General features: G+C 47.8%; 22 protein-coding genes and 1 pseudogene. 3 read left to right on the top strand and 20 right to left on the bottom strand.

Going from position 1 to position 18,706, the window contains the following annotated elements:
- The 20 genes and pseudogenes from WG89_RS31915 to WG89_RS01230 form a co-directional block, all read right to left on the bottom strand.
- A pseudogene (locus tag WG89_RS31915) lies at nucleotides 1-169 on the bottom strand (IS5/IS1182 family transposase); the annotation flags it as partial.
- A gap of 52 nt (nucleotides 170-221) precedes the next feature.
- Nucleotides 222-1,571 carry a phage tail protein gene (locus WG89_RS01320; protein WP_062260397.1) on the bottom strand — a complete coding sequence of 450 codons (1,350 nt, stop codon included), beginning with the start codon at nucleotides 1,569-1,571 and terminating at the stop codon, nucleotides 222-224.
- A complete protein-coding gene (locus tag WG89_RS01315) occupies nucleotides 1,571-3,187 on the bottom strand; it encodes a hypothetical protein (protein ID WP_062260395.1) in 1,617 nt (538 codons plus the stop codon). The genes WG89_RS01320 and WG89_RS01315 overlap by 1 nt, the downstream gene beginning before the upstream one ends.
- A 39-nt stretch (nucleotides 3,188-3,226) precedes the next feature.
- Nucleotides 3,227-4,543: an FG-GAP repeat protein gene (locus WG89_RS01310; protein ID WP_062260394.1), complete on the bottom strand. Its 1,317-nt coding sequence runs from the start codon at nucleotides 4,541-4,543 to the stop codon at nucleotides 3,227-3,229.
- 3 nt (nucleotides 4,544-4,546) lie between these two features.
- The gene (locus WG89_RS01305) at nucleotides 4,547-5,470 is read right to left on the bottom strand and encodes a collagen-like domain-containing protein (protein WP_062260392.1); all 924 of its coding nucleotides are present in this window, start codon (nucleotides 5,468-5,470) and stop codon (nucleotides 4,547-4,549) included.
- A gap of 7 nt (nucleotides 5,471-5,477) precedes the next feature.
- Nucleotides 5,478-5,825, bottom strand: a complete 348-nt coding sequence (locus WG89_RS01300) for a hypothetical protein (protein WP_062260390.1) — start codon at nucleotides 5,823-5,825, stop codon at nucleotides 5,478-5,480.
- A 10-nt stretch (nucleotides 5,826-5,835) separates the two neighbouring features.
- A complete protein-coding gene (locus WG89_RS01295) occupies nucleotides 5,836-6,405 on the bottom strand; it encodes a hypothetical protein (RefSeq protein ID WP_062260388.1) in 570 nt (189 codons plus the stop codon).
- The gene (locus WG89_RS01290; protein ID WP_062260387.1) at nucleotides 6,398-7,087 is read right to left on the bottom strand and encodes a phage adaptor protein; all 690 of its coding nucleotides are present in this window, start codon (nucleotides 7,085-7,087) and stop codon (nucleotides 6,398-6,400) included. Before WG89_RS01290 ends, WG89_RS01295 begins: the two co-directional genes overlap by 8 nt.
- A complete protein-coding gene (locus WG89_RS01285; RefSeq protein ID WP_062260385.1) occupies nucleotides 7,088-7,480 on the bottom strand; it encodes a hypothetical protein in 393 nt (130 codons plus the stop codon).
- A gap of 80 nt (nucleotides 7,481-7,560) precedes the next feature.
- Nucleotides 7,561-8,517 carry a N4-gp56 family major capsid protein gene (locus tag WG89_RS01280; RefSeq protein ID WP_062260384.1) on the bottom strand — a complete coding sequence of 319 codons (957 nt, stop codon included), beginning with the start codon at nucleotides 8,515-8,517 and terminating at the stop codon, nucleotides 7,561-7,563.
- 1,068 nt (nucleotides 8,518-9,585) lie between these two features.
- On the bottom strand, nucleotides 9,586-9,780 hold the full coding sequence (locus tag WG89_RS01270) for a hypothetical protein (protein WP_062260382.1): 195 nt from the start codon (nucleotides 9,778-9,780) through the stop codon (nucleotides 9,586-9,588).
- A gap of 2 nt (nucleotides 9,781-9,782) precedes the next feature.
- A complete protein-coding gene (locus WG89_RS01265) occupies nucleotides 9,783-11,813 on the bottom strand; it encodes a portal protein (RefSeq protein ID WP_062260380.1) in 2,031 nt (676 codons plus the stop codon).
- A gap of 5 nt (nucleotides 11,814-11,818) precedes the next feature.
- A complete protein-coding gene (locus WG89_RS01260; RefSeq protein WP_062260379.1) occupies nucleotides 11,819-12,541 on the bottom strand; it encodes a phage terminase large subunit family protein in 723 nt (240 codons plus the stop codon).
- Complete coding sequence (locus WG89_RS01255) at nucleotides 12,538-13,281, bottom strand: terminase large subunit domain-containing protein (RefSeq protein ID WP_062260377.1); 744 nt, start codon at nucleotides 13,279-13,281, stop codon at nucleotides 12,538-12,540. The genes WG89_RS01260 and WG89_RS01255 overlap by 4 nt, the downstream gene beginning before the upstream one ends.
- Nucleotides 13,238-13,714, bottom strand: a complete 477-nt coding sequence (locus tag WG89_RS01250; RefSeq protein ID WP_062260375.1) for a terminase small subunit — start codon at nucleotides 13,712-13,714, stop codon at nucleotides 13,238-13,240. Before WG89_RS01250 ends, WG89_RS01255 begins: the two co-directional genes overlap by 44 nt.
- On the bottom strand, nucleotides 13,714-13,869 hold the full coding sequence (locus WG89_RS30070; RefSeq protein ID WP_153301356.1) for a hypothetical protein: 156 nt from the start codon (nucleotides 13,867-13,869) through the stop codon (nucleotides 13,714-13,716). The genes WG89_RS01250 and WG89_RS30070 overlap by 1 nt, the downstream gene beginning before the upstream one ends.
- A gap of 1 nt (nucleotide 13,870) precedes the next feature.
- A complete protein-coding gene (locus WG89_RS01245; protein WP_062260374.1) occupies nucleotides 13,871-14,203 on the bottom strand; it encodes a phage holin family protein in 333 nt (110 codons plus the stop codon).
- Complete coding sequence (locus WG89_RS01240) at nucleotides 14,200-14,574, bottom strand: 3TM-type holin (protein WP_062260372.1); 375 nt, start codon at nucleotides 14,572-14,574, stop codon at nucleotides 14,200-14,202. The genes WG89_RS01245 and WG89_RS01240 overlap by 4 nt, the downstream gene beginning before the upstream one ends.
- The gene (locus tag WG89_RS01235; RefSeq protein WP_062260371.1) at nucleotides 14,574-14,969 is read right to left on the bottom strand and encodes a DUF5675 family protein; all 396 of its coding nucleotides are present in this window, start codon (nucleotides 14,967-14,969) and stop codon (nucleotides 14,574-14,576) included. The genes WG89_RS01240 and WG89_RS01235 overlap by 1 nt, the downstream gene beginning before the upstream one ends.
- A gap of 265 nt (nucleotides 14,970-15,234) precedes the next feature.
- Nucleotides 15,235-16,308, bottom strand: a complete 1,074-nt coding sequence (locus WG89_RS01230) for an integrase catalytic domain-containing protein (RefSeq protein WP_062260369.1) — start codon at nucleotides 16,306-16,308, stop codon at nucleotides 15,235-15,237.
- Between the two features lie 121 nt (nucleotides 16,309-16,429).
- On the opposite strand from WG89_RS01230, the gene WG89_RS01225 reads away from it, so the two are divergent.
- From WG89_RS01225 to WG89_RS01215, 3 genes are all read left to right on the top strand, one after another.
- A complete protein-coding gene (locus WG89_RS01225; RefSeq protein ID WP_153301355.1) occupies nucleotides 16,430-16,651 on the top strand; it encodes a hypothetical protein in 222 nt (73 codons plus the stop codon).
- Between the two features lie 18 nt (nucleotides 16,652-16,669).
- Nucleotides 16,670-17,002 (top strand): hypothetical protein, encoded by a 333-nt coding sequence (locus tag WG89_RS01220; RefSeq protein ID WP_062260363.1) that lies wholly within the window; start codon nucleotides 16,670-16,672, stop codon nucleotides 17,000-17,002.
- A gap of 316 nt (nucleotides 17,003-17,318) precedes the next feature.
- Nucleotides 17,319-18,698, top strand: coding sequence for an L-serine ammonia-lyase (locus tag WG89_RS01215; protein WP_062260361.1), 1,380 nt, complete (start codon nucleotides 17,319-17,321; stop codon nucleotides 18,696-18,698).
- Nucleotides 18,699-18,706 lie beyond the last annotated feature (8 nt).

Below are 18,706 nucleotides of genomic sequence, written 5' to 3'. Positions count from 1 at the left end.
CTTTTGATCCTGTGCCTCGATAAGAATTGATCAGTGGAGACAGGTCGAGCTGGTCAACAACATCCACCACAAAGCGAGCCATATGACCTTCTGGAAGATAATCCTGGATGCTGGCAGGGAAAAGGTCGGGAGTGTTTCGGTCGACCGGTTTGAACTTCCACTTATTCATAGTGCTTTGAGTGTTACTGGTACTGGAATCAGGATTTTACCTGTTTTGCTGGTTAAGTCCGACAGGCTCCTAGGGTATTATCCGCTTCTACTCTTGCGGTTTGCTCATCCTGAACCGCTGCCTTTCGAGCCTGGCTTTCATTGGAGAGATCAGAGATAACAACGTTGATGCGCTCGGCTTCTGAGGTAATCTGGCCACTCAGTTCATTATCTTTTGCTACCCTTGCCTGCTGTTCGGATTCTATAGCTGCGATTCGACTGCTCGATTCATCCGAAAGATCCGAGGCAAGCTTATCGACTCTATTAGCTTCAGCTGTGATTTGGCTCGATAGGCTTTCGTCTGCTGTAACCCTGGCATTTTGTTCTGACTGAATGGCAGCGATCCGAGTATCTGTTTCAGTCGAAAGATCAGAGACTAGAGTATCAATCCTTGTAGCTTCTGCTTGAACCCTTCCGCTCAAGTCATCATCAGCACTAACTCTCGCCTGTTGTTCGGATTGGATAGCAGCAATCCTTTTATTTTCTTCTTCAGAAAGGTTTGCCGCCACTGTGTCAATGCGTAAAGCTTCAGCTGATATCTGACCTCCCAGCTCTTCATCACGAGTCACTCTGGCTTGTTGCTCTGCCTGAATAGCTGCTATACGGTTCTGCTCTTCTGCTGATAACGCTGCTGCTACAACATCTACTCTCTCAGATTCATTCGATAGACTCTCATTCAGCCCTGCTACTGCACTGATTCTGTCAGCAATTTCCTGAGACAGACCGCTGCTGATTGAAGTTGTTTCCTGAATTCTATTTGTAATCTCTTGCGCCAAGTCAGATTCAATAGAAGGGATTTTATCGATGGGCGTTTTGAGAGACTCATCAAGTTGATCATTCTGAATTTTATCTTCCAGCTGCTTGAGCAAATATTCTGGATCTGGCTTCGCTGAGCCCTTGATGCCATTCGTTCCATGCCATGGACCAACTACTTGACTGTACCCATTATCCCGAACAAAGCGAACCCAGTAGTAATGTTCGGTGAGGTCACTACCTACCGAGTCTTTACCAAGTACGCCTTGACCGCTCCAGATAAGAGTTGCAGCCCCCAGATCATTACTTTCAGCTTTCCATATTTCAGCTCGGTAACTGTAAGAAAGCCCAGGGTTTTGCCAGTTAATGAAGACGATGCCAAGACCAGCTGAAACCTCAACCATTTGAGGCGCCGGCGGCGGAGTCATATCCGGTAGAATGGATTTCAACAAATGAGCTGTTGACTCTTGAACTTCTCCAAACCCGAGAGCCTGGTTTACACGGCCAAGCCCATGATTCATTTCCTGGAGGCTTTTTCTGATTGCATCAAAGAATCGCCGGGTGCTCAGGTCTTGAGTTTTTGGAGGTGGTGGTAAATCGTAATTACTCATCAAACCTCCTGCATGCTGCTGGCCAGTACAACTGAATAAATAGTTCCAATGCCTTCTAATTCATACTGCCAACGCTCTCCACGTCCTGCAGGCAACCTAAATGCCCGGTTAGTTACCGGTGCATCGAATACTTTAATGCCGTCTCTCCAGAGCCTGAGACGAAACGTGCCATCAAACTTGATCCGACAGGTACTGAGCTTGATCGGATCAGTTATAGAAACCCCACTGCGCCATCGAAACTGAAGAGCTTCACCTCTGTCCCAAAGCTTCACCTTTCCATCAGAAACGACGAAAACGGTGTCTGATAAGCCATCAGCATGCAGAGCATCAACTTCAAGATCATAAAAAAGAATCCCCTGGCTGCGGTTCCTGGGATCAAAAAGAAAAACACCTCTTGAGCCATTAGTCCGGGTAAAGGCTCCCATGTAAGAGCCCTCCCAAAGCACACCGGCAATACTTGATGGATTCAGCTCTTGCCATGAGTCGCGATCAATAACATCCGTTGTCGCCACATCTGCCCCGGCACCGGTGACCACAGATAAGCCATCAGGCGACGCATAAGCCACGCCAAAAGGGCCAGACACGATTGAACGCCTTGAAAGACACCCTTGGGAATTTGTGATCTCATCCGGGTACATTCCGGCTGGTGAGTCGCCGGTAATAATCACAGGGTTTTCAGCTGTCAGTGCAACAATGATGTTTTCGAAATGACCAAGGCCTACACAGTGCTTGATAGGGGTTCTATTGAAGGCTCCGACAGCATGAGGGCGATAGGGAAATCCGTAGTAAACTGCATCCCCGTCTGTATAAGCGGTGATTCCATTCGGCAATGCCGTCGCCGCGAATAGCTGACTGTTTGGCATATCTGCATCGAATACCGACTGATCCGGCAGCGATCCGGGAATCTCAGTATCTTCAAGATTATCAGTGAAACTATCAACAGTATTCGCCAGTTGAGCAACCAGCTGCCAGCTACCGGGACCACTGTAATTACTTCGACGATAAAGCCTTTTACCAACGAAGTTATAATTACCTGCCGGAGGCTGAACTATTCCAGTCAGCTGACAAGTTTGACCTGTTCGCATAGTGACAGGTATCGAGGGATTGCTCGGCTTTCCCTCCATCACCAAAGCTCCCACCTGGCAAACAAAAGTCACCATGTAGTCACGATTAAACTCCCGAGCGCCATCATCAAAATTACCTGAGACATTTACCACTATGGCAGAACCTGGCTGCGGAACACCAAGACGGTAACTATTTGATGGCTTGCGGCCTGACCCAAGAGCTAGACCATTGTGTGTAATCTTGGGCTCACCGTCACCCAGAATCAGAACAGTATCAGAAACATCTTCAGGCAAGGGGGCGGCAACACAATCAACTACTTCGCTCCACTCAAAGATGTGACCAGACTCAATATCTCCTGGCAATGCGCCATATCGATAAACTGTTTTCACATCACCGAGAGATAGATCGCGATAATCTTTCAAGCCACGAGCAGACTGAAGCACTCCTTTATCAACGCGGCAGTTTTCTGCAATAGATGCAGCATTGGCCGGAAGACGGGCAGCATCAACCGCCGGAAGACTTCCAGTGTGTCCGGATATTTCAAAGCGCATAATCAATACAGTTATTAAGTGGAGTGTTAGAGGGAGGGGTTATTTTTTCTTTTGAAAAATATAAACACCACCCTCTGAATGCGACTCTTTATTTGCTGCCACAATACTATTCCCTGTTCTACTTACACTGTGGGCGTAACCAAAATAGCCATTACTCTTGGGGGTGTTTAGTTTTTGTACATGAGTTTTGGCCCATGTATTATCCGATAACTCAAAGAAGTATAGTGCTCCGCTATTGTATGTCTCTGACCGCTCATACTTTGCACCAATTGTAGCCTCAGTACCTGCGGGATTTAAGCTTACTGAACACCCGAAACTTTCTGGGTTCTCTGATCCATCAGGATTTAGTCTCTGCTGAAGTGTCCAAACACTGTTATTCCTCTGGTAAACATAAACCGCACCCAAATTATTGTTTTGACGACTAGAGCCAGCTAACAAAGTATCCCCAGCAGCATTCAAAGCCAGTTGCTTTCCGAATTGATCATCAGCCGCTAAATCATCATGTAGAATCTTTGCTTGCTGCTCCCAGTTAGATGACTCTTTTGCAAAAACATACGCTGCTCCGGTCTTGCTTGCTGCAGTACCTTCACCCCAAGCTCCAACCGCAACGGTATTGGCATCGTCATTAATAACGACAGCTCCACCAAAGTAATCATTGGACTCAGCATCTTCCGATGTAACCTCAGCAACTTGGTTCCAACTACTGTCGGAAAAGGTAAAAATAAATACAGAACCACTCGCTTTATTATTTATATACTGATAGGGCGCTCCCACCGCTATTGCATCTCCAGCTTTATTCATACTGACAGAAGAGCCAAGCTGTGCGTTGCGCCATAGATTATCTGGGGATAGCTTTGCCTGCTCCGACCAAACAGATCCTGACCGCCTGAATATATAAACCGAACCCGTATTCGTGTTCGAAGTGTCTTCCTGCTGGGCTGATGAGATTAATGTATTTCCATCACCACTAAGATCAATATTTAATCCAAAACGAGCGTTTGACTGTAGCGTGGAGGCTTTCAGCTTGGCTTGTTGCCCCCACTCTCCGTCCTGGTTCTTTGCAAAAATATATACCGCACCACTTGTACTCTCACCCGTAGACTCTTCTGGTGTTCCAATAGCTACTGTTGCACCATCATCACTGATTGCTACTGACCAATCCAACAAATAAGGCTTTGTATAGTCGGTAGGTTGCAATAACTGTTCTTCTTTCCATGGGCTACTACTCGCCCCATAAAAATCACTGAAGCGACTTCCTGCATACTGAATGAAATTTGAAAACCGTATTGGAGGAGTATTGTCGAATTCTTCAGCAATTTGAGAAAGCATCAAACGACCAGATTCAGGTAATGCCATGAGTTACTCCTTCTTGCCCAAATCATCAGCCAGCACAACGCCAGTAAACACGGTATCTACACCCTCAACACTCATGTGCTGGGTTTTACCTTCCAGGGCAGCAAGCCTATCCGTTAGGCCAGAGACAATCTGATTAACTTGAGCTTGTGTAAAATAGGTTTCGTCATGGTTGTGGTTAGAAACATCTCCTGTGTCACCCTTCGGTCCCCGCTCTCCAGTGTCACCTTTATCACCTTTCGAACCTTGTGGGCCAACTTCTCCCTGGACTCCCTGAATACCTTGGTCACCCTGATCTCCTTTGATACCCTGAATACCCTGCTCGCCGGTATCTCCCTTGTCTCCCTTCAGGCCTTGGATACCCTGATCCCCAGTGTCTCCCTTATCGCCTTTTAAACCTTGAATACCCTGAGGACCAGTTTCACCTGTATCCCCTTTATCTCCCTGAATACCTTGAGGGCCACGTTCTCCGGTATCTCCTTTGTCGCCCTTATCTCCCTGAATACCTTGTGGACCTTGAACACCTTGCGGACCCACCTCACCTACCTCGCCTCGTTCCCCTTGATCTCCTTTATTACCTTTTGAACCTTGGATTCCTTGGGGGCCCGTATCGCCCACTTCGCCTTTCAGAGATAAAAGAAAATCAGAGATTGAACCTGCGTTACCTTCTGCCAACCAGATCTCATAAGCAGTTCTGGCTAAATCTTTTGAAATGCTTTCTACTGCCTGACGATCCTCTGCAGCTGACCGACGATCTTCTGCAACTGCTTGACGGTCTTCTGAAATTGCTTCTCTAATCGCTGCAGTCGCTCCCAGTTCATTACTGAACTCAACAACAATCGGGTTTTCTGGCGCAGAGAATTCGACACTAATCGGCTGATTGTTTTCGGAGAATTCAACCGTAATGGTATTAAGGATGGGTTCACTCATCAGTCAGCTACTCAGTTCGATCCGTGATACCGGCAATCAGTTTTAGTTTTCCCATAACCAGGGTTTGCACCACATCGCCAGAAGCAGAAACAAGCTGGAGATCATAGTGGTAAGTGGCAGCTGGCAGACTTTGCGTATCTTCTTTCAGCAGAGGGACAACTACCTCGGTTCCAGAAACAGCAAAATTCTTCTGAATCAGTGCATCTTCATCAGATTGATGTGGACTGTTCTTTACTGTAAACCACAGCACCCAGCCGGAACGATTAGCAGGGTTACCCCCTTGTGTGAAGTTGACAGGAATAGCAAAGGTATCCCCTCTTACAAAGGGAGGTAGATCTATGTTTTGAGGGGTCATAATCACGTCCCTATGCAAGCGGCCTGGCAGCCTGAAGCATTTGATGGCGATGCTCTTTACTGATGAGCTCAGCTCTCATTGCTGACAGTTTTTGATAAAACAACCGTCTATTCTTTTCAGCATTGAGTGGATCACTCCACTTCTGCCCGGGTATATCAAGAAGTTGCCAGCGAGCACCGTAAGGCACTACGTGAGAGATGATTGAAAAGCATGAGTCTGGAATATTGGCTGCCGACAATGACGGCCTAAGTAATAACTCGGCTTCTGCCAATACAGTATCCTGGCTTGCATAGTGCTCCGGTATTAATACCTGCACCCCTTTTAATCGCCAGTCGTTGATGGGCAAATCAGCTTCTTGAAGCTTAACGCTCTCCACTGTAACTAATTCAGCCTCAGTTGAAACATCAAGCTCATACAATGAAATGCCTTTTACCAATGCCAATATCTGGCTTTCACGCCAAACCGGAGCTTCATCACACACCAGCCTGACTGCCTCTCTGATTGCGTTGACGGTCACCGGATCAGGACAACCATTTACCCATGGCTGAACCGATGGAAAAAACTGTTTCAACTCAGCCATTCGCATCTCCTTTCACTGGTTGACTGAATACCAAATCAATATTCCAGCTCAACCCAAGGTCATTGGCTGCCAGCTTGATATGATTCTGCGCCTGAACCTGATTACCTTCTGTTTCAATGTCCTGCATATACGCATGAAACAGAATGTAATGCTCAATACTGGGCAGATGAACGAGAGGTAAATCCAGCTCTGCAGGTGAGCCACTATCATCCACTTCAGCCAAAGAAACCAATGAAGGAATTCGGGAAATCTGCAACCTTATCTCATGATCTGCTGGCGGCTTCGGGTACACCCAGAAAGAGCGAGGTGTTCTCTCGTCGGTAAAATAAAGCTCAACTTCTGAGCCTGCATTGCTATACCAATTCGGAATCAGAGAAGTCAGGTCGTCGCGGGTTGTCGGGTTGACTACCCGGCCTGTCGAGGTGTTTTCCAGAACGCCCAGTAATCTATACGCTTCTGCAGGTACAGTCTGCTCACTCTCAGCATTGCAGCTAAACGTCGTTGTTACTGCATAGGTATCCGGTCGCTGCTGCACATGCCAGAGCCTGGCACGATTATAACCATCCAGAAGAATCTGATCTGACCACAAAGGTTCCCAGGTGTCAGTAGCAGCATTGAACCCGGCAGGCTCTACGTCTTGCAGAGACTGCCGAACACTGTCGAGAATATCTCGAACTTTCACTTACACCACCACCGTGAAGGGATAAGACTGTCTTGCAGTTTTTTTACCTTCCTCATCGTAATGATCTTCAGTGCAGTCTTTCAGAACTTCGTAGACTGACCGGGGCACCTTTACATCTACGCCACGCTGGATCAAAAAAACCTTTCCATTGACACCAACCGGCAAGTCATGTGGATTTTTCTCATCACGCTGCAGGTTAATGGTTACAGTTTCTTCCTGCTCTTCAGATGGCTTAGAATCGGAGGCACCCGGAGTATCGCCATTGTCTGAGTTGTCAAAATTGCCCAGGGCTTCATCAATACGCTTCTGCAGGGTGTCTTCACCGATATTGCCGTTATAACTGACACCCAATTCATCAGCCTGCTTTTTCAAAGCTTCCAGTTTCTCACTCACGCTCTTGTCCTTTAATTAGATTTCAAAAAAAAGACCCCAGTCGATGACTGAGGTCTTTGGGGTTATTTCATAAACAGATTTTATTCGATGGTGACTTCTGCGCGAGCCATCCACATCTCATTGAGTCGGGCTGCAGTCATCCAGCTTTTCCAGCCAACGGAACCACGCTGACCCAGAGGGTCACCACCGCGAGGGGCCCCAGGGTTCAGAACCTTTGGTTCAAAGGCTTCGCTACCCTTCAGAGGTACGCAACCATAGGCTTCCTTGCCAATGTAGATAATGGGATAAACATCTTTTCCACCATTGCCTGCACCCGCAAAGGGCTCCAGTTCAGGAGAGAGCACATAACGTACATCTTCAACCTTACCAACTTCGTTAGGCATGGCCTTCATGGAACCGTACTTCTCAACCGGCACAAAGCCTTCCATATCCCGGATGGTGCTTTCAACATCGGTATGAGCCAGGCCGATATAGGCTGCAGCGACTGGAGTGGTGTCAATCTTCACGGACGCAGACAGCATGGAAGTCACACGCTTGGCTTTGTTGCGCTTGAGCTGAGCAGTGATAGCACGCTGCTCTGTCAGATTGATATTAGTGTCCACCTGATTACGTGCAGCAACGCCGCCAGCACGAAACACATTGGTTCCTGCCTTGATCTTGCCCCAGATGATCATTTCCAGTGTTAGCTGGGCCTGCTCACCGTTAAGCTGACTGGCATCCTTCAGTACAGGATCTTCAGCAGCATCCTCAACAACGTCAGTAATCTCAACATAGTCACCATGCTGAGTCAGTGTGGCAGTAACATCTTCGTACTGCATTTTATGACCGGCAGGTGTCACGCCTTCCGCCAAGGGTGTCATAGCAGGAGCAAATGGCACCGCTCTGCGGAACTTTACAGACTGGGCTTTATTCTTGGGTACTGGCTTATGCATACCATATCGAGCCAGCACTGTTACAGGCTCTGCATGAGAGAGCGCTTCAGAGGCTGCCCAAGCAGCTGTACGCTGATTGATATCGCCGTACTTGGTTGTAGTCATCCTTAATCACCTTGTTTTTTCTTTGATGCAAAATGGTTGAATGCGGACTCAAAGTCTCCTGCTCCATCATCTTTCTGGGTGGCAGGCTGCCGGTTAGGGATGGTTGCAGACTTCTTGAGCCTTTCATTACGTTTGAGTTGAGCGGCTTCCGCTTTTGCCTTATCCGAATCATTGCTACTGAATGCTTTGTATTGATCAAACATCCAGATAACATCCTGAGTACTTCCATCCTGATGGATTTGCTTCATGGCGGGCGGCTGCTTTTCAAGCCAGTCGATGAATTCAGGGGCATTAACCAGTTCGCTGACGTTCGGGTGAGCGGCTGTAATAGCGGCAAGATGATCATCAACAACTCGTTCCTGTAGCGCCTGTTGTGTTTCCTTTAACTGGTTTGTGAGAGTGTTCAGCCGCTCNYNNGNNYGTTNAGCRTTCTGTTGCTGCTGAACGAGGACAGCATGTATTTCTGGAGAAAACTCTTTCACCTCATCCAGATTAATGCCTTCAATATCAACACCACTTACTTCTTTTTCGTCGGATTCAGCGGCCTTTTCTGGCGGCTGTGCCTTGACTTTATCCAGCTCATTTCTGAGCTCTTCAACCTGTCGGGCAGCATCATCAGCTTTTCTCTGATACGCATTTACGCGACCAATGTCTGATTCATACCGGTGTTTCCAGTAATCATCTTTGGTGTCGTCTTGCTTCTTATCAGACGCTTTTTCACCACCCTGCAGCTCATCCGCTTCGCTGGCCGATTCCTCCCCTGTTTCCTGGGTGTTTTCACCCTCTGTTTCCTGAGCATCCTCTTCCTGCTCTGCAGATACATCAGCCTCCGCTTCATCTGCTTCTGACTTTGTTTCTTCTGCGGCATTGCTCTCCTGCTCTTCGGAAGCTACATCTTCAGGCTCCCGGCCTTCTGCATAAGCATCAAATGCGGCATCAAAATCATCAGTAGTTTCTACGGTTTGCTGATCATCACTCATCGTTTTCTCCTTGGCGGCTTGGTCATAAGCGGCCTACCGGACACAAAAAACCCGGCGATTGCCGGGCAGTTTTAAAGTCTTTTTTTAATCAGTAATTCACGGAGGGTGTATTCATGTTTGAGGGCTTTGGACTTCCAAGCTCTTCCAACTCCTCGAGAAGCTTCAAAGCACCACGCTGCTGCTCACATTTATTATCAGAAATCAGACTAGATACAGCTGCTTCACGCTTTTCTTTGATGAACTTTTCTATGCTTTGCCAGGTAGGGCTATTTTTATCAATCATGTTTAGATTCCAGACCCTGTTTCAGCTTTCAGGTTAATTTCATTCTGTTTCAAGGTTCCCGAAAGCGCGGCAATATCTCGCTGAGCTTGAATCTTCTGCTCCTCAATCCCCAGCTTCTGCTCAAGCTCATTGAGTTTCATATCATTAGCGGCAGCGATGGCATACATTCTCAGCTCTCTATCCTGGTCCAATTTCCTGAGTTCGAGCTGCTGCTTGAATTCCATTTCTTTCTTCTTCAATTGCAGCTGTATCTGGGCAGCCATAATATTAGGATCTTGCTGTTGACCGCTTTCCTTCTCATTTGCCTTTACCTGATCCTCATCAATGACGATGCCTGCAGCGGTCATTTGCATAGCTTTCTTTATTTCCGGAACAAGCTTTGAAAAGTCAGTACGCTTCCTGATTTCCGGGTCATTTTGAGCAAGCGAAAGGAATTGCATCAATGCCTGAGCCTGAACTTCTCTCAGTAGAAGAACACTACTGCCACGGGCTTTGATTTGATAATCACCCTTGATACTAGAATCAGAGCCATACTGCATCTGGTAATCATAGAAGCGCTTGACCATAGTGCGGATTACACCATCATCAAAATGCTTCACAGGCTCCTGAAAGACTGTCAGAGCGGCATTCGCCAGCAGTTGCATTCCACCCATAGTCTTTGTTGTGGCAGAGTCTTGTTCTCCCTGGGCGATCAGTGGAATATTGGCCTCTTCGTCACCTGCCTGCCCGGTCAAATCCAGAAGAGCAGCAAGCATAGGTTGATTACAATCAATGTTATGAACTTCAAATGGCGTGTTATGCCCTTCTGAAAGATTCTGCTTCTTTCGCCAGATTTTCCGGGGCTCAAGTTTCCAGACCCCATTAACCGGCTCTACAGCACTTTCATCAATAACAATCTGTGGGCCAGCCGACAGACCGGCATTATCAAACAGCATGCGCCAGGCTGCATTTGTTCCTTTCTGGGGATGACGGAGCTGGTAAGGAACACCAAAACCAAAGATGCAGCTATCATCTTCTTCCCAACAAAAGACAGAGTAATCATACTCGCCAGTGTCCAGAGGGTTTATGACCGCCTTCAACACTTTGCCATTGGCAAACCAGATCAGAGCGTCATACTCTTCCTGATCATCATCTTCTTCAAACTCACAGCCGCATACTATCAGCTCATCTCTTGTGACCGGTCCGGTATAAAGCCAGATGTCATAGAGGCTCTTTCGCATGATAGAGCTGACGCCAGTAATCTCTCTCAGCTCGTTGGTGTAGTCCTTAATGGATGAGTGTGTGCTTTGGGCTCCACCATTCAATAGCTCCTTTACAGCTTCCTGATTGACACCTTCAAGCTTTGCAAACTCTCTGAGCTTTCGCTTCGTCCAAGGCAGCTTTTCAAAAATAAACTCTGCATCCTCCAGGGCGCAGGCAGACATATCCGGATAGAAGTTCCAAGGGCTGACATATTCGATACCTGGTCTTGGCTCTACTACAGACTGAAGGACATGTTCTCCATCTTCACTTTTAACCCATGCCTGTCGTGTTCGGTTAACAATGACCGGACCTTTTATAATGCCTGTTCCAGTCTTAACAGCATCTTTGATTATCTTCCGACACTTCTCGTGATAACCCGACTCAGTGAAATCATCATCAATCTGCCGCTGCATTTTTTCTGCAGCTTCCTTAGATGCTTCTTTGATCTTATTAGCCTGCTCTTTTGAAAGCTCTCGCCCTTCAGCATCAGGAACTGGCGTGGGCTCTACTCCAAAGTTTCTATCATCAGTCGGCAGTAACATCTTTGACAATTGGGCAGAGGCTACTCGACACTTTGGCCGCGTTTCATTTCTGAACAGCTGCGATCCACCAGAGGCCTCAAGCTCAGATTTTAATTTACTATCATACTCTCCGTGGAACTGTCGCAAATCTTCCAACATACGCTCATCCACTTCATGGCGCTTATTGGCGTTCTCCTCACAGGTTTTTTGCAGGCGCAAGCCAAGCTCCTGAAGCTTGTCTATCTGCTCTTCAGTGAGTGTATTTTCCATGTTGATCAGTAACCTGCTGTAGAGTCTGCAATACCAGAAGAAATGCGTTGTCGTGGGATAGGTTTGGTTTTGGCAATCTTGATACCCATACAGAGATAACGAAGGGCATCCATTAAGTGATCATCTTCTTTGACGATCAGGCCTTTCTCATTTCGGTGATAAAGCAGGTATTCAGCAATGGTGTGCTGCAGTGTGCTGAAGAACTTCAGCCGACCGGTTGAGAGTCTTTGATAGACCTCTAGAATTCCCGCTTCTACTGCCTTGTTCGCCTTGTGAAGATCAAGGCCTTCCTGTACATACAAGTCCCAGAGGCGTTTACCATCAATCTGGCTTCTTCCTCTGGCAGCTGTATCAATAATGCCTGGCATCCAATCGCCACGAGCTTTGATAGCTGACGCATGGACCGATGGCTCTGCCTGCCCCCGATAGTGCTCTGAGTAGCAGTAGATAATATCTGTCTCTCTTTCCCAGGCTCCCCAAATGGCTGCTGTTTTCTTCCATCCAACATCAAGACCGTATGCCTTGGCGAAATACTCAGGCACTGGAAAGGGGTCACAAACAACTTCTTTCTCAGCAATCGGATAAATTGCACCCTCTCCTAATCCGGGCATTCCCAATCTACGGGCTTCACGCTCATGGGGAAGATAAGACGCTTCCAGATCCGCTTTTGCCTGCTCACTTAAATGAGGCACATCATCCCAGCCAGCTTGAACCACATAACGACTCATACGACGATTGGCTCCTGCTCTTTCTTGCTGCTCAGGAATGATTTAACCAACTGAGTCAAACCACTGAGCGGCGTAAAAGTCATAATCACAATTCCGTTCGTGGTCATTGTTCTGGTTAATGCTTCTGAATAAACATCGTGGGGAACTTCTTCATCGAGCCAGGCACCATCCAGTTCAAAGCCCTGGAAGATTTTTCGACCTTGCTCATAAGATCGGAGCATTAAAGTTGAATACTCTGCTTTATAGCCGCTACTCTCATGCTCAATTCGGATCTCTTCATAAGCATCAGGCAAGCCGCGCTTTATTGTTGGCTTGACGCTTAATCTGCTCTTGGGAATCAAGCCTGTACCAAATTCATCTGTACCCCAAAGCCCGCCCAGTAGCTTTGCCTGAATAATATCTCTGGTGGTCGTTCCGGTATCCCCGGCAGCCAGCCATACATTCGGTTGGTCAAACCTCTTTCCTTCCCACCAATCCGGATAACTCCCTGTCAGATGCTGGGTTACTTCATAGCCTCCACCTGATTCAGATTTACCAACCCGGTTACCAGCCATAAACAGGCGCTCTTTATGAATAGCTCCAGCTTTGAAGAACTCCATATGCTTCTTGTAGAGTCCCCTTCTCAGGGGGCCATTATCAGGGAAGTAATTTCTGATCTGGTTGTACTTCTCCCGCCTCGCTCTCTCTTCCAGAAGCTCAAGCAGCTCCCTTTTTTCCTTCAAGCTCAGCGATGCGGTCATTCAATTCTTCTTCCGACATATCTTCCAGACGGTGAGTGTTTTCGTTTTTGTTCTCTGTTTTGATAGCTGCCAGATCGCCATCCATCTTGTTCAGCTCTGCAATGGCAGCAATAGCGGCTTTTGGGTCGTCCATCGTATTGATGATGGTTGCTTCTTCGCCCTTGCCTTTAGTGATACTGATTGTTTTGGTGCAGGACTCGATAATGTTTTTTAACTGGTCCCGCTTCCATTCGGCGGTGATGCCCAGCTCTTTTTTGAGCTCAGACTGACTGGCCTTAATCGCTTCTGCAATTCCAACATTATCCAACAGTTTATGACTCTGAGCCTTGGCGTACTTTTCTGAGTAACCGGCTGCCAATGCTGCTGGATATGCCTTTCCTCCATTAGCCAGGTATTCATCAACAAATCTTTGTTGCCTGCCTGAAAGGGACATTACTCAACCCAAACTTTGATGGTCTGCTCAGTGCACTGTTTAACAGGACCGGCATTAATGCACTTTGTGGCCTTGGTGTGTTGAACTACTCTTTGCTCAGGCATTGAGGTGCAGCCAGTAAGCATGATGATTGCAATCAGGATCAATGAGCGCATGTTATTTCTCTCCTTCTCTGGTGATGACTTTTTTCAATACCCCGGTTCCGGTATCTTCCAGAACAGTGAGAAGCTGAAATGCACATACGCCAGACATAGCTATCAAGCCATCTCTCATTTGCATTGTTTCAGGAATGAATTCACCGACAATAATTCCAGTTAGAGCACACATAACTGAGCTGATCAGGTAACCTGGCCAGCTGTGTTTCTTTCTTCCGGACTGCAGATCGTGAAGATACTTAGCGGTTCCACCTATCCAAGCGAGAATACTGACAGGCACAAAACTCATGAAGAGACGAATAAGGTGCTCTAGCCACTCAGTGTGCTCATTCACTTGCGCCACTCCTTAGCCACTTTTTCAGCACTTCGACCAAGGACATAACCGCCGAGACCGACTTTAACAATTCCGAGAAGAGCAATGACTTGCTCTTCAGACAACCCTGGTGCAGTCCAACCCAACCAATGAGCAACAACCAGCCCGGTGAATGTCAGCATAGTAATGGGTCGCCAGTTACGCTGAAGCCAGCTATCGCCTTGAGCTTCTGCTGTAATGATCTTTCCAGCTTGCTCAAGCTCTGCTTTATCCAGTGAAATTAGTTCAGCTGTAATATCCGCTTTCAGCTGCTGAGCTTTATCCTTATCTGGCACAGCCTTATCGATAGCCTTACCAATCAGACCTGTAACCGCTCCAACCCATCCCAGCATTACGGATACTCCGGCTGATTGACTGTGATACGAATCTGGAATTCATCTGGCAGAACTTCTCTCAGCTCATTCATGGCTTTAACTGAGTTATGAACTGCGAAAAGATTATCAGAGAGAGTCTGGCCGACTGCGATGCAGCCCTGAACGTGAGCTGCTTTGTTGCCCTGATGAATCAGTATGTAAGTACGCTCTGGTACATCCATTAACTGCCAGACGTCTTTGAACTTGTTGCCACTGAACTTCTGACAGTCGTAGACTCCTTCTGGAATACAGGACTCAAAGGGTTGATTCCCTTTCCATGGTCTTTCAATGGTTGCATAGGTGTTATGACCGGGCACGAGCAGCTGCCCTATTGTGCAATGAGGAAGATATGCACGTTCAAGGGTAAGCAACATTGTATATCCAGAAACAAAAAACTCCCGAGCAAGCCTGAGCCTGACGGGAGTCATAATATTGATTGAGGTTCACTTGATCGGTTCAAGTCACCTGGGCTTACAGGTCAAGCCTTGCCGAACCCCAGAAAGCAAAACGCCCCGACTGCAAAGCAATCAGGGCGCAAATAACCGAATTCTGACTAATAACTTATCACTGAATCACTAAGAGCTCAATAGCATCAGTATTTTCCAATCCTGAAATGAGCCTGAAGGCAGGTACTACTACCTAACCCTCGGCTTGTCGCTCATGAACTAATTGAAACAGGATTTCTCTGGCTTGTTGCAGCTTTCTGGCCGCTTCATTATCGGTCATGGCTTCCGCTTTGTCCTTTAGTTGGTCCAGTGTAATCCCTTCTTTCAGGTACTGTTCTGGTTCCTTCAGTGACAGGAACTTTTCGTAAGGGGTCATCATGTTTTCATAGCGGTACACCTTCTTCTCCTTGCCCTTGGCGTCCATCCGGGTTTCTGGATAAAAACAGGGGCGGTGGTAGTTCAGATAAGGAGTCAGGTCGTCCCGGTCAAACTGATTAAACTGTTTGGCATGGTGCCGGGGTATATGAGCGTGACCCAACAGCTTCCTGATGACCGAACCATTCTTGCTTTCTACCAGGGCGTTATCGTTGCTATGACGGGAGCGAGACTTACTCAACTGGATGTTCAACTTGTTCAGCAACTTCGCCACGTTGTGGTTGATAAACTCTGACCCATTATCTGAATGGAACTCCAGCAGATTAAACGGAAACCCTGCCAACAAGCCCTCCAGAACAGGTATCAGATACCGTTCACTGATTTTTTCAACCGTGCAAACCACCTCATACTGGGTGACCTCATCAACTGCATTGATGTGATAGAGTCCCTTCACGCCGTCCTTATCACCCTGATGTACAGTATCCACGCGGATAAACCCTGGCTGTCCCTCGGGGTTCGGACGGCGGCGTATGCCAATAGTGCTTTGCGACGCCCGAGTAGTGTCTTTATGCCCTCTTACCCGTTCATAAGTGACCGACTTCCTGAGGTTGTAGAGATGGGAGATAGAGATAGTCGCCAGACGCTCGTAGCGTTGGTCGCCTTGCTGATAAGCCCGCTCACAGATTTTCTTTATGGCAGGGCCATTCAGGTCACTGTGAAGCCGATCGGTTTCAGCCAGCAGTCGTATATCGGCTTTGGTGTAGCGAGTCTGAAAGCCTCTTGTCGTACACTGGCGACGCTTCACGCTGCCTTTACTGATGTACTGGTTGATCAGTCGAGTCACCTGGGCTCTCGAGTAGCCACTGGCAATGGTCAGGTAGCGGCGGATCAAGCCTTTGTCTCCTTAGTATTTTCCAATCCTGAAATGAGCCTGAACAGAAGACCGGTTTCCAATACGAACTGAGCCTGTAAAGGTCCAGGATGTCGTTCATGATGAAAGGATGAAAATCATCATGAACACCAAACTCACCAAGACCCTGGATCAGGTCAACGACTTCCTTGAACATGTCCTGGACATAGAACCTGGCTGGGAGTCTAAAGACGAGTGTTACCGGTGGATAGAGTTAACTCTCAGCCATTTCCGTTACCGCTCCCTTGGAAAGGCTCAAAAAGGTGGCCAAGCTGCTGAAAAAGCTTCACATAGCCCTCAAAAAGTCACGTCTCCGGCACAGTAATGACAATGCGTTGGTGGAATGAAGCGGCACAAAGGCTTCAAAACGCCAGAGAGAACTTACAAACAGTCATCTATGAACGACCAGCCTGAGGCCGGAGTCATGCACTCTTCTTCAGGCTCATTTTTCAATTGGAAAATACTGTTGGCGGCTGGCGGGCGCGATCGTATGGTCAGGATTTATCGGGTGAGTGCAGAAGGCAGTGCAAATGACGACTTGCTGGTACCGTCCGAACTGGAAACCAGTACACAAACCAGCATACAACAAGGCAGTATATACTCCGAACAGTGCTTCAGCCGCTACAATCTTGCCGCTATCTGTTTTAATACTTACTGTTTTAACAGTCTTTTTTAATGAATAATACTTGCTCTGTCTGGCGCAAGCGGTTCTCCGATAGAAACCTCTTCGAGCGAATTGTTAACTCTTTGTACCTCACAACCACATGTTTCCTATTGGAAACAAACGGGTTGATATGAAACCTACAGTTTTGATACTCTGCAAATACCCTGAATGCATGATGAAGTTTATTCAATTATTGTGATTGAGGGGACTTATCCAGGAAAAACATCGGCTCCTGTCCAGTCAGGGATGAATCTCGAGACAGCAGTACCGATAAATGCCTAAGATATAAACGGTTTTTATGAGATAAGAAAACAGGCGGGGCCACAGCATGGGACTGAGCATATTCGACCTCTTTAAAATTGGAATCGGACCTTCGTCATCGCACACGGTGGGTCCCATGGTGGCCGCCAATCGCTTCCTGGATGAACTCCACAAAAACCAACTCTTCAAACAGACACACCGCATAAAAGCCGACCTTTATGGCTCCCTGGCCATGACCGGAGAAGGTCATGCAACAGATGTAGCGGTACTGCTGGGACTGCTGGGGGAACACCCTGACCGTGTTAACCCGGATAAAGTGCCAGAATACGTAGCCTTTATAAAAGCCCATGACCAGTTGAAGCTGGGCGGAGTCAGGGATATCCCGTTCTATTTTGATACGGATCTGCAATTTCATTTTGGAAACTCCCTGCCGAGCCACCCCAATGGCATGTCTCTGACAGCACTGGATGCCGAAGGCCATACCCTTTATAAGAATCAGTATTACTCGGTAGGTGGTGGTTTTGTCCTCAATGAACAGGAAGCCTCCTCCAGCCAGTCCACCAGCCATCAGGCAGCCCCCATTCCCTACCCTTTCGAAAACGGTCAGGATTTACTGGATCACGGTAATAACAGTGGCCTGTCCATTGCTGAGCTGGTACTTGAGAACGAAAAATACCTGGGCCGCAGCCAAGACATTCCCAAAGATCTGATGGCCATCTGGCAAGTGATGGATGAATGCATTCAGCGAGGCTGTGCCCAAACCGGCAAACTCCCGGGCGGCCTTGATGTTGAGCGGCGTGCCAGTGAAATGTATAAACGCCTGGTGAATAAGCCCCCGGAACAGCGTGATGACCTGGAAAGCATGGACTGGGTCAGCCTTTTTGCACTGGCCGTTAATGAAGAGAACGCTGCGGGTGGACGGGTCGTCACCGCCCCAACAAACGGTGCAGCAGGCGTTATTCCAGCCGTTTTAGCGTATTATGCGCGCTTTATTCCGGGCAGCTCAGATAAAGGTATCCAGATATTCCTGGCGACAGCCGCCGCTATTGGCATGCTCTATAAGAAAAATGCCTCCATTTCTGCAGCTGAAGTCGGCTGTCAGGGAGAGATAGGTGTCGCTTGCTCAATGGCCGCAGGAGCACTCTGTGCGGTATTCGGCGGCACCAATGAACAGATAGAAAATGCCGCCGAGATCGGTATGGAGCATAACCTGGGCCTGACCTGTGACCCGGTCGGCGGACTGGTTCAGGTGCCATGTATAGAACGAAACACCATGGGAGCAGTCAAAGCGATTAATGCCGCAAGACTGGCTCTACAGGGGACAGGCCAGCACCGGGTATCACTGGACAATGTGATAGAAACCATGCGCCAAACCGGTCTGGACATGCAGGATAAATACAAGGAAACCGCCACCGGCGGACTGGCAGTCAACGTGGTCATGTGCTGAATCCATAA

Source organism: Endozoicomonas arenosclerae, assembly GCF_001562015.1.
GTDB lineage: Bacteria > Pseudomonadota > Gammaproteobacteria > Pseudomonadales > Endozoicomonadaceae > Endozoicomonas_A > Endozoicomonas_A arenosclerae.
This window is presented reverse-complemented; position numbering and strand designations above follow the sequence as displayed.

Excerpts from the sequence above, each read along its gene's own strand:
- WG89_RS01300 (WP_062260390.1), bottom strand. The coding sequence starts at position 5,825 with ATGACCCCTCAAAACATAGATCTACCTCCCTTTGTAAGAGGGGATACC.
- WG89_RS01250 (WP_062260375.1), bottom strand. The coding sequence starts at position 13,714 with ATGTCCCTTTCAGGCAGGCAACAAAGATTTGTTGATGAATACCTGGCT.
- WG89_RS01310 (WP_062260394.1), bottom strand. The coding sequence starts at position 4,543 with ATGGCATTACCTGAATCTGGTCGTTTGATGCTTTCTCAAATTGCTGAA.
- WG89_RS01320 (WP_062260397.1), bottom strand. The coding sequence starts at position 1,571 with ATGAGTAATTACGATTTACCACCACCTCCAAAAACTCAAGACCTGAGC.
- WG89_RS01240 (WP_062260372.1), bottom strand. The coding sequence starts at position 14,574 with ATGCTGGGATGGGTTGGAGCGGTTACAGGTCTGATTGGTAAGGCTATC.
- WG89_RS01215 (WP_062260361.1), top strand. The coding sequence starts at position 17,319 with ATGGGACTGAGCATATTCGACCTCTTTAAAATTGGAATCGGACCTTCG.
- WG89_RS01255 (WP_062260377.1), bottom strand. The coding sequence starts at position 13,281 with ATGACCGCATCGCTGAGCTTGAAGGAAAAAAGGGAGCTGCTTGAGCTT.
- WG89_RS01280 (WP_062260384.1), bottom strand. The coding sequence starts at position 8,517 with ATGACTACAACCAAGTACGGCGATATCAATCAGCGTACAGCTGCTTGG.
- WG89_RS01265 (WP_062260380.1), bottom strand. The coding sequence starts at position 11,813 with ATGGAAAATACACTCACTGAAGAGCAGATAGACAAGCTTCAGGAGCTT.
- WG89_RS01270 (WP_062260382.1), bottom strand. The coding sequence starts at position 9,780 with ATGATTGATAAAAATAGCCCTACCTGGCAAAGCATAGAAAAGTTCATC.
- WG89_RS01260 (WP_062260379.1), bottom strand. The coding sequence starts at position 12,541 with ATGAGTCGTTATGTGGTTCAAGCTGGCTGGGATGATGTGCCTCATTTA.
- WG89_RS01295 (WP_062260388.1), bottom strand. The coding sequence starts at position 6,405 with ATGGCTGAGTTGAAACAGTTTTTTCCATCGGTTCAGCCATGGGTAAAT.
- WG89_RS01305 (WP_062260392.1), bottom strand. The coding sequence starts at position 5,470 with ATGAGTGAACCCATCCTTAATACCATTACGGTTGAATTCTCCGAAAAC.
- WG89_RS01315 (WP_062260395.1), bottom strand. The coding sequence starts at position 3,187 with ATGCGCTTTGAAATATCCGGACACACTGGAAGTCTTCCGGCGGTTGAT.
- WG89_RS01225 (WP_153301355.1), top strand. The coding sequence starts at position 16,430 with ATGAACACCAAACTCACCAAGACCCTGGATCAGGTCAACGACTTCCTT.
- WG89_RS30070 (WP_153301356.1), bottom strand. The coding sequence starts at position 13,869 with ATGCGCTCATTGATCCTGATTGCAATCATCATGCTTACTGGCTGCACC.
- WG89_RS01220 (WP_062260363.1), top strand. The coding sequence starts at position 16,670 with ATGAAGCGGCACAAAGGCTTCAAAACGCCAGAGAGAACTTACAAACAG.
- WG89_RS01235 (WP_062260371.1), bottom strand. The coding sequence starts at position 14,969 with ATGTTGCTTACCCTTGAACGTGCATATCTTCCTCATTGCACAATAGGG.